Source organism: Corynebacterium otitidis ATCC 51513 (genome assembly GCF_000296405.1).
Classification (GTDB): Bacteria; Actinomycetota; Actinomycetes; order Mycobacteriales; family Mycobacteriaceae; genus Corynebacterium; species Corynebacterium otitidis.
The window spans coordinates 100,341-111,384 of the sequence record NZ_JH815192.1 but is presented as its reverse complement, the minus strand read 5'-3'; the positions used below and the strand labels follow the sequence as shown (position 1 = coordinate 111,384).

At 72.2% G+C, this 11,044-nt stretch carries 11 protein-coding genes; 9 read left to right on the top strand and 2 right to left on the bottom strand.

The window, feature by feature from the left end; translation table 11 throughout:
- The 5 genes from infB to HMPREF9719_RS00505 all read left to right on the top strand — a co-directional run.
- Positions 1-1,956 (top strand): translation initiation factor IF-2 (infB, locus tag HMPREF9719_RS00525; RefSeq protein WP_004599993.1); only part of this gene is annotated, 1,956 nt, incomplete at its 5' end.
- A 170-nt stretch (positions 1,957-2,126) separates the two neighbouring features.
- Positions 2,127-2,330 carry a PLDc N-terminal domain-containing protein gene (locus HMPREF9719_RS00520; protein ID WP_004599992.1) on the top strand — a complete coding sequence of 68 codons (204 nt, stop codon included), beginning with the start codon at positions 2,127-2,129 and terminating at the stop codon, positions 2,328-2,330.
- Between the two features lie 65 nt (positions 2,331-2,395).
- Complete coding sequence (locus HMPREF9719_RS00515; RefSeq protein ID WP_004599991.1) at positions 2,396-2,602, top strand: PLD nuclease N-terminal domain-containing protein; 207 nt, start codon at positions 2,396-2,398, stop codon at positions 2,600-2,602.
- Positions 2,603-2,712: 110 nt separating this feature from the next.
- Positions 2,713-3,153 carry a 30S ribosome-binding factor RbfA gene (gene rbfA, locus HMPREF9719_RS00510; protein ID WP_004599990.1) on the top strand — a complete coding sequence of 147 codons (441 nt, stop codon included), beginning with the start codon at positions 2,713-2,715 and terminating at the stop codon, positions 3,151-3,153.
- Positions 3,150-4,205 (top strand): DHH family phosphoesterase, encoded by a 1,056-nt coding sequence (locus HMPREF9719_RS00505; RefSeq protein ID WP_004599989.1) that lies wholly within the window; start codon positions 3,150-3,152, stop codon positions 4,203-4,205. The genes rbfA and HMPREF9719_RS00505 overlap by 4 nt, the downstream gene beginning before the upstream one ends.
- On the opposite strand, the gene hutH is transcribed toward HMPREF9719_RS00505, so the two are convergent.
- Complete coding sequence (hutH, locus tag HMPREF9719_RS00500) at positions 4,202-5,836, bottom strand: histidine ammonia-lyase (protein WP_004599988.1); 1,635 nt, start codon at positions 5,834-5,836, stop codon at positions 4,202-4,204. The two genes, HMPREF9719_RS00505 and hutH, sit on opposite strands and share 4 nt — an antisense overlap.
- Positions 5,837-6,054: 218 nt before the next feature.
- Between hutH and HMPREF9719_RS00495 the strand changes: the two genes are divergently transcribed.
- A complete protein-coding gene (locus HMPREF9719_RS00495; protein ID WP_038075124.1) occupies positions 6,055-7,338 on the top strand; it encodes an MATE family efflux transporter in 1,284 nt (427 codons plus the stop codon).
- Between the two features lie 37 nt (positions 7,339-7,375).
- On the opposite strand, the gene truB is transcribed toward HMPREF9719_RS00495, so the two are convergent.
- Complete coding sequence (gene truB, locus HMPREF9719_RS00490) at positions 7,376-8,314, bottom strand: tRNA pseudouridine(55) synthase TruB (protein ID WP_004599986.1); 939 nt, start codon at positions 8,312-8,314, stop codon at positions 7,376-7,378.
- A 30-nt stretch (positions 8,315-8,344) separates the two neighbouring features.
- Between truB and HMPREF9719_RS00485 the strand changes: the two genes are divergently transcribed.
- From HMPREF9719_RS00485 to rpsO, 3 genes are all read left to right on the top strand, one after another.
- On the top strand, positions 8,345-9,307 hold the full coding sequence (locus HMPREF9719_RS00485) for a bifunctional riboflavin kinase/FAD synthetase (RefSeq protein ID WP_004599985.1): 963 nt from the start codon (positions 8,345-8,347) through the stop codon (positions 9,305-9,307).
- A gap of 116 nt (positions 9,308-9,423) precedes the next feature.
- Positions 9,424-10,380: a nucleoside hydrolase gene (locus tag HMPREF9719_RS00480; protein WP_004599984.1), complete on the top strand. Its 957-nt coding sequence runs from the start codon at positions 9,424-9,426 to the stop codon at positions 10,378-10,380.
- Between the two features lie 230 nt (positions 10,381-10,610).
- Positions 10,611-10,880 (top strand): 30S ribosomal protein S15, encoded by a 270-nt coding sequence (gene rpsO / locus HMPREF9719_RS00475; protein ID WP_004599983.1) that lies wholly within the window; start codon positions 10,611-10,613, stop codon positions 10,878-10,880.
- Positions 10,881-11,044: the final 164 nt, after the last annotated feature.

Here is an 11,044-nt window from a genome sequence, read left to right as displayed (position 1 = left end):
CGGGGCGGCCGGCGCGGCGGCACCGCCGGCGCGTTCGGCAGGCCGGGCGGCCCGCCGCGCAAGCGGCGCAAGTCGAAGCGGCAGAAGAGGCACGAGTACGAGGCGATGAAGGCGCCCAACGTCGTCGGCGGCGTGCACCTGCCCGACGGCGGCGGCAAGACCATCAGGCTGCGCCAGGGCGCGTCGCTGGCCGACTTCGCGGAGAAGATCGGCACGGACGCCTCGAACCTCGTGCAGGCGCTGTTCAACCTGGGCGAGATGGTCACCGCGACCGCCTCGGTCTCGGAGGACACGCTCAAGCTGCTCGGCGACGAGATCAACTACAAGGTCCAGGTCGTCTCCCCGGAGGACGAGGACCGCGAGCTGCTCGAGTCGTTCAACCTGCAGTTCGGCGAGAGCGAGGGCGACGAGGACGACCTCGAGACCCGCGCGCCGGTCGTCTCGGTCATGGGCCACGTCGACCACGGCAAGACCCGCCTGCTCGACGCGATCCGGCACGCGAACGTCGCGGCCCGCGAGGCCGGCGGCATCACGCAGGGCATCGGCGCCTACCAGGTGTCGGTCAACCCGTCGCATTCGGACGACGAGGACGACGAGCGCAAGATCACGTTCCTCGACACCCCGGGCCACGAGGCGTTCACCGCCATGCGTGCCCGCGGCGCGAAGTCGACGGACATCGCGATCCTCGTCGTCGCGGCGGACGACGGCGTCATGCCCCAGACGGTCGAGGCGATCAACCACGCGAAGGCGGCCGACGTGCCGATCGTCGTGGCGGTCAACAAGATCGATAAGCCGGAGGCGCAGCCCGAGAAGATCCGCGGGCAGCTCACCGAGTACGGCCTCGTGCCGGAGGAATACGGCGGCGACACGCTGTTTGTCGACATCTCCGCGCGCAACGGCGACAACATCGACGAGCTGCTCGAGGCGGTGCTTCTTACCGCGGACGCCTCGCTTGAGCTCGAGGCGAACCCGGACATGGACGCCCAGGGGCTTGCGATCGAGGCGCACCTCGACCGCGGCCGCGGCCCGGTGGCGACCGTTCTCGTGCAGCGCGGCACGCTGCGCGTCGGCGACTCCATCGTCGTCGGCGACGCGTTCGGCCGCGTGCGCCGCATGCTCGACGAGTACGGCGAGGACGTCGAGGAGGCCGAGCCGTCGCGCCCGGTGCAGGTGCAGGGCCTCAACAGCGTGCCCGGCGCCGGCGACAACCTCCTCGTCGTCGACGACGACCGCGTCGCCCGCCAGATCGCCAACCAGCGCGACGCGAGGCGGCGCTCCGCGATGCAGGCGAAGAACCGCAAGCGCGTCTCCCTGGAGGACCTCGACGAGGTGCTCAAGGAGCACTCGACGCTCAACATCATTCTCAAGGGCGACAACGCCGGCTCGGTGGAGGCCCTCGAGGACGCGCTGCTGGGCATCGAGATCGACGACGAGGTTCAGCTCGACATCATCGACCGTGGTGTTGGCGCGGTGACGCAGACGAACGTCTCGCTCGCCGCGGCCTCGGACGCGATCATCATCGCGTTCAACGTCCGCTCCGAGGGCAAGGCCACCGAGGAGGCCAACCAGGAGGGCGTGGAGATCCGCTACTACACGGTGATCTACGAGGCGATCGAGGAGGTCGAGTCCGCGCTCAAGGGCATGCTCAAGCCCGTCTACAAGGAGAGCGAGGTCGGCACTGCCGAGATCCGCCAGATCTTCAAGTCCTCCGCCGTCGGGCTCATCGCCGGCTGCAAGGTCGAGGACGGCAAGGTCGTGCGCAACGCGAAGGCGCGCCTCGTGCGCGACGGCAACGTCATCGCCGAGAAGGCGTCGATCGAGTCGCTGCGCCGCGAGAAGGACGACGTCACGGAGGTCTCCGCCGGCTACGAGTGCGGCATGGTGCTCTCGTACCCCGACATCCAGGTCGGCGACGAGATCCAGGTCTACGAGATGGTCGAGGTGCCCCGCGACTAGCGGCAACTCCCGGCCCGGCCGGTAGGCAGGCAACGGCCCCCGCGCCGCGCCCCTGATGTGGGCGCGGGCGGGGGCCGTCGCCGTACCGAGCCCGCCGCGCCCGGCGCGGCGCGTGGGGCATACTTAGGGGCGAGAGCGATCGTTTCGGGTCCGGAAGGAGCGGCCGGCTGATGGATGCGTCGTCACTGCTCATCGGCGCGCTCGGCGCGCTGGTCGTCGTGGCCGTGGTCGCGGCGCTCGCGGCGGTCGTCGACATCCTGCGCACCCCGGGGCTTAAAGGGGAGAAGAAGGCGGCGTGGTGCGTCGTCGCGGTCGCCGCGCCACTGGTCGGCGCGTTCCTCTGGTTCACCGAGGGTCGCGACTTCAAGCAGTAGGCCCCGCGCACGGCGGGCGCCGCCCGCGCGACCGAGACAACCTCAAGGGAAGGGAGAACGCCGCGATGGGACCCGCAATCCTTTCCGCGCTGATGACGCTCGTCGGCCTCGCGGGCCTGATCGTCGCGGTCGTCGCGATCGTCAGCGTGCTGCGCAGCGAGGTGACCGGCGGGGCCGCGAAGCTCTTGTGGTGCATCGGGATCGTCGTCTTCCCGATCATCGGGGCGGTGCTGTGGTTCCTCCTCGGCCGGCGCCGCGGCACCCCCGACTAGCACGAGCGCGGGCGGGGCCGCGTGGCGGGCGCCGCGGCGCTGGTAGGCTTCCCACAGTGCTCGGGGACGATGACCGGGCCGCGTCGTTTTGTCGAGGGGAGAGGACCATCATGGCGGACAAGGCTCGCGCCGGCCGCATGGCCAAGCGCATCCAGGCGATCGTCGCGACCGCGCTCGAACGCAGGCTCGGCGACCCCATCACCGAGCTCATCACCGTCACCGACTGCCGCGTGACGGGGGACCTCCACGACGCGACCGTGTTCTACACGGTGCGCGGCCGCACCTTGGGCGCGAAGCCGAGCGAGGAGGCCGCCGCGGAGTTCCTCGAGAAGAAGCGCGGCATGCTGCGCAAGCTCGTCGGCGAGGACCTCTCGGTGCGCTTCACCCCGACGCTCGCGTTCGAGCTCGACCACGTGCCGGAGGCCTCCGCGCGCATGGAGGAGGTCCTCGCCAGGGCGCGGGCCCGCGACGAGGAGCTGGAGCGCTCCCGCAGCGGGGCGCGGCACGCCGGCGACGCGAACCCGTACAAGACCGAGGACGAGGAGTCGTGAGCCGGCCTTCACTGCCCGACCTCTCCGGCGCGCCCGAGGACTACCGGGGGCTCGCCGCCGGGGCGCTGCCCGCGGTGCTTGACGCGCTGGTGGCAACGGAGTCCGCGACGATCGTCGCGCATCGTCGGCCTGATGCCGACGCCATCGGCTCGGCCGTCGCGCTCGGCGAGGGCTTAAGGCGCCGCGGCGTGGCGGTGCGCGTCGTCATCGGGCAGGACGAGCGCTTCGCGGAGAACCTCTACACCATCCCCGGCGCCGCCGACATCGAGCTCACCTCGCGCCTTCCCGAGGCGGGCTGCTACGTCACGGTCGACTGCGGCTCCCTGGAGCGCACCGGCTCGCTCGCCGCGGACGTCGAGCGCGTAGCCAGCGAGGCGAAAGCCGGCGGCGCGCCCGTGGTGTGCCTCGACCACCACTCCTCGAACCCGGGCTTCGGCTCGGTGAACTTCGTCGCGCCCGACGCGGAGTCGACGACGATCCTCGTCTACGACGTGCTGCGGGGCCTAAGTGTGGACCTCGACTACCGGCTCGCCCACGCGCTGTACGCGGGGCTCATGACCGACACGGGGAGCTTCAAGTGGGGCGGGGAGCGCATGCACCTCATCGCCGCGGAGCTCATGGGCTTCGGGCTGGACGTGCGCCGCATCGCAGCCGAGCTCATCGACACCTCGTCGATCACCGACCTGCAGATGTTAGGCAGGGTGCTCGCCGAGGCGACGATGCTCTCCATCGACGGGGTGTCGGTCGCGGTGCTCGTCGCCGACCATCAGACGGTGCTCGGCCACTCGTCCGCGGTCGTGGAGAAGCTCGCCGACTTCGTGCACTCCATCGAGGCCGCCGACATGGGCGTCGTGTTCAAGGCGACGGGGCGCGACAGCTGGGCGGTGTCGCTGCGCAGCCCCGAGCTCGACGTCTCGGAGCTCGCGACGAGGCTCGGCGGCGGCGGGCACCGCAGGTCTGCGGGCTACAACACCTCCGGCGGCCGCGAGGCCGTCGTCGACGAGTTCGCGGTCGCGCTGCGCGCCACCGTCGCCCCGCAGCGCCGCCGCTAGCCCCGCGCGGTGTTACCGGCCCGGCGCCCCGAGCCCGGGTCGCGGGGCCGGTTGGCGCCGCGGCGCCACTCGCCGAGGGCGCGGTCGACCGCCGCGGCGAGGCGCCCGCTGACGACCGCGCGCACCGCGGCGTCGATCTCCGGGGCGAGGAAGCGGTCCGGGCCCGGGCCCGCTGCGCCCTCCTCGCGCAGCGCCGCGATCGCCGCGCCCGTGCCCGCCGCGGGCTTGCTGTCGCGCAGCTCCACGGCGCGCGCCGCGGTGAGCAGCTCGATGGCGAGCACCCGGCCCAGCCCGTCGACCGAGCGGCGCAGCTTCCTCGCCGCGCCCCAGCCCATGGAGACGTGGTCCTCCTGCATCGCCGACGAGGGGATCGAGTCGACGCTCGACGGCGCGGCGAGCCGCTTGAGCTCCGAGACGATGCCGGCCTGCGAGTACTGGGCGATCATGTGGCCCGAATCGACGCCCGGATCGTCGGCGAGGAACGCCGGCAGCCCGCGGGAGCGGGCCGTGTCGAGGAAGCGGTCAGTGCGCCGCTCGGAGATGCTCGCCAGGTCAGCGGCGGCGATGGCGAGGAAGTCGAGGACGTAGGCGACCGGCGCGCCGTGGAAGTTCCCGTTCGAGGTGACCCGCCCGTCGTCGGCGACGACCGGGTTGTCGATCGCGGAGGCCAGCTCCCTCGAGCACACCGCCGCGGCGTGGTCGAGGGTGTCGCGGAACGCGCCGGCGACCTGCGGGGCGCAGCGGATCGAGTAGGCGTCCTGGACGTGGCTGTCGGCGAACTCCTTCGCCGCGTCCGCCAGGATCGGGGAGCCCTCGACGACCTTGCGGATCGCGGCGGCGCTCGCGCGCTGGCCCGGGTGCGGGCGCAGCCGCTGCAGGTCGTCGGCGAAGACCTCCGGGGTGCCCTTGAGCCCCTCGAGGCTAAGCCCCGTGGCGATGTCCGCGCAGCGTGCCAGCCCCTCGAGGTCCGCGAGCGCGAGGCACAGCTGCCCGGTCATCCCGTCGGTGCCGTTGATGAGCGCGAGCCCCTCCTTCTCCTTGAGCTCCAGCGGCTCGATGCCCGCGCGCTCGAGCGCCTCGGCGACCGGCACGACTCGGCCCTCGGGGTCGGTGGCGGAGCCCTCGCCCAAGAGCGCGAGCGCGCAGTGCGCCAGCGGCGCGAGGTCGCCCGAGCAGCCCAGCGAGCCGTACTCGGGCACCACCGGCGTGTACCCGGAGTTGATGAGGTCCCGGTAGGCCTCTAAGACCTCCGGGCGCACCCCGGTGTGCCCCGTCGCCAGCGTCGAGAGCCGAAGTAGCATGAGCGCGCGCACGACCTCCCGCTCGACGGGTGCGCCGGTGCCCGCCGCGTGGCTGCGGATGAGGCTCTTCTGCAGCAGGGCGCGGCGCTCCGCGGGGATGTGGCGCTTCGCGAGCGCCCCGAAGCCGGTCGACACCCCGTAGACGGGGCGCGGCTGGTCGGCGAGCTCCTCGACGCGGGCGCGGGCCGTCGCCGCGGCGGTGAGCGCCTCGTCGGCGAGCTCCACGCGCGCGCCGAAGCGCGCCACGGCGACGACCTCGGCGATAGACAGCGCGCCGGGAGAGACCGTCACCGCCTCGGTCTGCTTGGCCTGGCTGAGAAGGGACTGCACGGGTGATCCTTCCGGTCGGTGGTATTTTCCTTTGGTGCCCCGGGCCCCGGAAAGCGAAGTTCCGGGACCGGTGCGACCAAGCTTATGGCCCGCGGCGCGCCCGCGGGCCGCGCCGAGACGACCCGATACCCCCGACGCCGGCCCGACCGGCCTCGGGGCGAGCGCGAAGAAGGAGGACAGCCACGACGTCGACCAGCACGCCCCTCGGCCCCGAAGACGTGTCGCTGAGACAGGTGCTCTCCCTGGCGCTGCCGGCGCTGGGGGTGCTCGCGGCCACCCCGCTCTACCTCCTGCTCGACACCGCGGTCGTCGGCCGGCTCGGCGGGTTCGAGCTCGCCGCGCTCGCCGCCGCGAGCGCCGTCTACTCGCAGGTCACCACCCAGCTGACGTTCCTCTCCTACGGCACCACCGCGCGCGCCGCCCGGCTCTACGGCATGGGGCGGCGATCTGACGCCGTCGCCGAGGGCGTCCAGTCGACGTGGGTCGCCATCGGCGTCGGCCTCGTGCTCGCCGCGCTCGTCGGGGGCTTCGCCGCCCCCATCGGGCGGTTCATGGCCGCCGACGACGAGGTCGGCGCGGCGAGCGCCTCGTGGCTGCGAATCGCCGCGCTCGGCATCCCGCTCGTGCTCATCACCATGGCCGGCAACGGCTGGCTGCGCGGCCTGTCGAACACCCGCTGGCCGCTCTACTTCACCCTCGCCGGCGTCGTGCCCGGCGCGATCCTCGTGCCCATCCTCGTCAACCGGCTGGGGCTCGTCGGCTCGGCGATCGCGACGGTCACCGGCACAGCGATCACCGCGGCGTGCTTCCTCGCCGCGCTCGCCAGGGAGCACGAGGGCTCGTGGCGGCCGCGCTGGTCGGTCATCCGCCGCCAGCTCGTGCTCGGCCGCGACCTTATCGTGCGCTCCCTGTCGTTCCAGGTGGCGTTCCTCTCCGCGGCGTTCGTCGCGGCGCGCTGGGGGCAGGCGGCGCTCGCCGCGCACCAGATCATGCTCCAGCTGTGGAACTTCGTCTCGCTGGTGCTCGACGCGCTCGCCATCGCCGCGCAGGCGCTCACCGGCGCGGCGCTCGGGCGGGGAACGGCCCGCCCGGCGCGGCGCGTCGGCTCACTCGTGACGGGCTACTCGGTGGCGGTCGCGGCCGTCATCGCGGCGGTCTTCGCGCTCGGTGCGGGGCTCATCCCGCAGATCTTCACCCCGGACGAGGCGGTGCACGACGCGCTCTCGGGCCCGTGGTGGGTGCTGGTCGCGATGATCGTCGCGGGAGGCGTGGTCTTCGCGCTCGACGGGGTGCTCATCGGCGCGGCGGACGCGGCGTTCCTCCGCAACGTGACGATCGCCTCGGTGGTGCTGGGCTTCCTGCCCGGGGTGTGGCTCGCGTACTTCTTCGACGGCGGCCTGGTCGGCGTGTGGTCGGGCCTGCTCGTCTTCGTGCTCATCCGGCTGGTGGCCGGTGTGTGGCGCTTCCGCTCGATGCGCTGGGCGGAGAACCAGGTCGACTAGCCCTAAGGCTTGACCGTTCCCGCCAGGGCCGGCAGGGCTACTTCCTGCCGTTCTTGCCTGAGGGCTTCATGAGGGTCACCGGCCGCGCGACGAAGGTCGAGGCGAGCCTCTTGCCGGACTCCTTGACGAGCGCGACCGCCCGGCCGGACGGGGTGACTGCGGCGCGGGTGCCCTTCACGCCGCGGGGCTCGAGCCACTTGCCGGTGGCGAGCATGTCGCCCTCCTCCTCGGTGATCTCGAGGGTGGGGTAGCAGCGGGTGAGCGCCTCGTCGATGCTCAGGCTCAAGCGCGGCCGCTCGGCCTCCTCGAGCTCGGCGAGCGGGATGGCGTCGTCGAGGCCGAAGGCCCCGACGCTCGTGCGGCGCAGCGCGGTGAGGTGCCCGCCGACGCCGAGCCGGTTGCCGAGGTCGCGGGCGAGCGCGCGGATGTACGTGCCCGTCGAGCAGGAGACCTCGGCGTCGACGTCGACGACGCCGTCGCCGGGCCGCGCGTCGGACAGCTCGAGGCGGCTGATGGTCACGCGGCGGGCGGGCAGGTCGACCTCCCGGCCGCGGCGCAGCAGCTCGTGGGCGCTGCGCCCGCCGATCTTCAAGGCCGAATACTTCGCGGGCACCTGGTCGAAGGTGCCGCGGAACTCCTCGGCGGCCGCGTCGACGGCCGCGAGGTCGAGGGCCGCGACGTCCGCCGGGTCCGCGGCGGCGATGGGCTCGCCCTCGGTGTCGTCGGTCTCGGTGGAGACGCCCAGCCGGATGGTCGCGGTGTAGCTCTTCGTCGCCGCGACGAGGTGGGCGAGGAATTTCGTTCCCCGCTCCACGCCCACGACGAGCACGCCGGTGGCCATGGGGTCGAGGGTGCCCGCGTGCCCCACGGAGCGGGTGTGGAAGGCCTTGCGCAGCCGGGCGACGACGTCGTGGGAGGTGAGCCATTTCGGCTTGTCCACGACGACGAGTCCGGAGGTGCCTAGCGGGTCGAGCATGCGGCCGAGTCTATGCCGTAGGATGGCCGCGTGAATATTTGGCACGGACTGGCAGAGGTTCCCTCCGGGCTGGCCGGCTCGGTGGTGACGATCGGGGTGTTCGACGGGCTGCACCGCGGCCACCAGGACCTCGTCTCCCGGGCGGTCGCCGAGGCCCGCCGCCGGGGCCTGCCGTGCGTCATGGTCGTCTTCGATCCGCACCCGGTCTCCATCTTCCTCCACCGCGACGCGCCGAAGCAGCTCGCGACGTTCGGGGAGCGGCTCCGCCTCGCCGAGGCGCGCGGCGTCGACGCGGTGCTCGCGGTGAACTTCACCCGCGAGCTCGGGGGATTGAGCCCCAGGCACTACTTCACCTCCCTTCTGCTCGACACGCTCAAGGCGAAGGCCGTGTTCGTCGGCGAGAACTTCACCTTCGGCAAGGACGCCGAGGGCACCGCCGAGACGCTCACCGAGCTGGGCGGCGAGTTCGGCGTCGAGGTCACCATCGTGCCGCTGTTCAAGGAGAACGGCCGGGTGCTGTGCAGCTCGCTGGCGAGGGAGGCGCTCGCCGAGGGCGACGTCGCAACCGCCGCGTGGGTGCTGGGGCGGCGCTTCTCGGTGACCGCGAAGATCGTCCACGGCGCGGGCCGCGGCGGCGCGGAGCTCGGCTACCCGACGGCGAACCAGTACTTCCCCGACTCCATGGCCCTGCCCGGCGACGGGGTGTACGCGGGGCTCCTCACCGTCTTAGACGACGAGGACATCGACGGCGACATGGAGCCCGGCCGCCCGTATGCGGCGGCGATCTCCGTGGGCACGAACCCCACCTTCGGGGAGGAGCCCCGCAGCGTGGAGTCCTTCGTCCTCGATCGGGAGGCCGACCTCTACGGACACACCGCCCGCGTCGAGTTCGTCGAGCGGGTCCGCGGGATGGAGGCCTTCGACTCCGTCGACGAGCTGCTCTCCGCGATGGCCAACGACGTGGCCCGCACCCGCGAGATCCTGCGCGGGTAGCATCGGGCGGCGACCGCGCCCGCCGGCCCGCCCCGGGGCCTGAGAGAAGCGGCCCGGGGGCGGCGCGGCGGGACGACGACGTTGCACGCCCGATTTGCGAAAGGCCTTCCACGACCGTGACGAAGAAGATCATCCTCGACCTCGACACCGGCATCGACGACGCGCTCGCCATCGCCTACGCGCTCGGCTCCCCCGAGCTCGAGCTCATCGGCATCACCGGCACCTACGGCAACGTGCTCGTCGAGCAGGGGCAGCGCAACTCGCTCGCGCTGCTCGACCTGCTCGGCCACCCGGAGGTGCCCGTCTACCCGGGCGTGCCGCACGCGTCGGCCGCCGACGGCTTCGAGGTCCTGGAGATCTCCCAGTTCATCCACGGCAAGAACGGCATCGGCGACGTCGAGGTCCCCGACTCGGACCGCGCCGTCGAGGACACCCCCGCGCCCGACTTCATCATCGAGTCGGTGAAGAAGTACGGCGACGAGCTCGTCTACGTGCCCACCGGCCCCTCGACGAACCTCGCCGCCGCTCTGAAGAAGGACCCCTCCATCGCCGAGGAGATCACCGTCGTGCTCATGGGCGGCGCGCTCACCGTGCCGGGCAACGTCGCCGAGTGGGCGGAGGCGAACATCAACCAGGACCCCGAGGCCTCCAACGAGATGTTCCGCACCGTCAAGGACGCCACCATGGTGGGCCTGGATGTCACGCTGCAGACGCTGCTGACCTACGAGGACACGAAGATCTGGCGGGAGCTCGGCACCCGCGCCGCGACCGCGTTCGCGGACATCACCGACTACTACATCAAGGCCTACGAGACGACCTCCCCGTACCTCGGCGGCTGCGGCCTGCACGACCCGCTCGCCGTGGGCGTCGCCGCCGACCCGAGCCTCGTCGACGTCCTGCCCATCAACCTCAAGGTCGACACCGAGGGCGAGACCCGCGGGCGCACCATCGGCGACGAGGAGCGCCTCAACGACAAGACGAAGAACGCGAAGGTCGCCGTCGGCGTCGACGTGGACCGCTTCCTCAAGGAGTTCATGGCGCGCATCGGCGCCGTGCTCGAGGCCGCGGACTAAAAACCGCCCCTCGCCGAGGACGCGGGGCGGGCGAGACCGGCCTTAGGCGGGCGGCTTCCCCGCAAGCGGAGCGGGGTGGTAGAATCCCTGCCCGGCCGGGCGACTGCGGTCCGCAGCAGTCTCCCAGCGCCGGTCGGCGCCGTGTCAACGGGCCCGGCCGGCGGCTCTTTTCTTGAGCGACAACACACGGGTGCGGACTGAAACACGAAGAAAGCGATGGTGAACGGCCAATGGCGCTGTCTACCGCGAAGACCAAGGAGATCCTCGGCGAGTACGGGATCCACGAGAACGACACCGGCTCCCCGGAGGCGCAGGTCGCGCTTTTGACCGAGCGCATCTCGAACCTCACCGAGCACCTCAAGAGCCACAAGCAGGACCACCACTCCCGCCGCGGCCTCATGCTCATGGTCGGCCGCCGCCGCCGGCTGCTCGACTACCTCGAGCGCAAGGACGTCGAGCGCTACCGCTCGCTCATCTCCCGGCTCGGCCTGCGCCGTTAAGTAGGCCCCACAAGCCCCGCGCGGGGGCTGAAAATACCCGCGCCCGCCGGCCCCGAACCCGGCCGCCCGATCCTTTCACGAGGCGGGAGGCCTGGGCGGGGCCGGTTTTTCGTGCCCGCGCCCCGGGGTTAGGGCGCCTGCGGCGGGGGAGGAGGGGGTGGCGG

What these genes read in the sequence shown, in the direction of transcription:
- rbfA (WP_004599990.1), top strand. Translation starts at nt 2,713, where the DNA reads ATGGCGGACAAGGCTCGCGCCGGCCGCATGGCCAAGCGCATCCAGGCG.
- HMPREF9719_RS00520 (WP_004599992.1), top strand. Translation starts at nt 2,127, where the DNA reads ATGGATGCGTCGTCACTGCTCATCGGCGCGCTCGGCGCGCTGGTCGTC.
- truB (WP_004599986.1), bottom strand. Translation starts at nt 8,314, where the DNA reads ATGCTCGACCCGCTAGGCACCTCCGGACTCGTCGTCGTGGACAAGCCG.
- HMPREF9719_RS00515 (WP_004599991.1), top strand. Translation starts at nt 2,396, where the DNA reads ATGGGACCCGCAATCCTTTCCGCGCTGATGACGCTCGTCGGCCTCGCG.
- rpsO (WP_004599983.1), top strand. Translation starts at nt 10,611, where the DNA reads ATGGCGCTGTCTACCGCGAAGACCAAGGAGATCCTCGGCGAGTACGGG.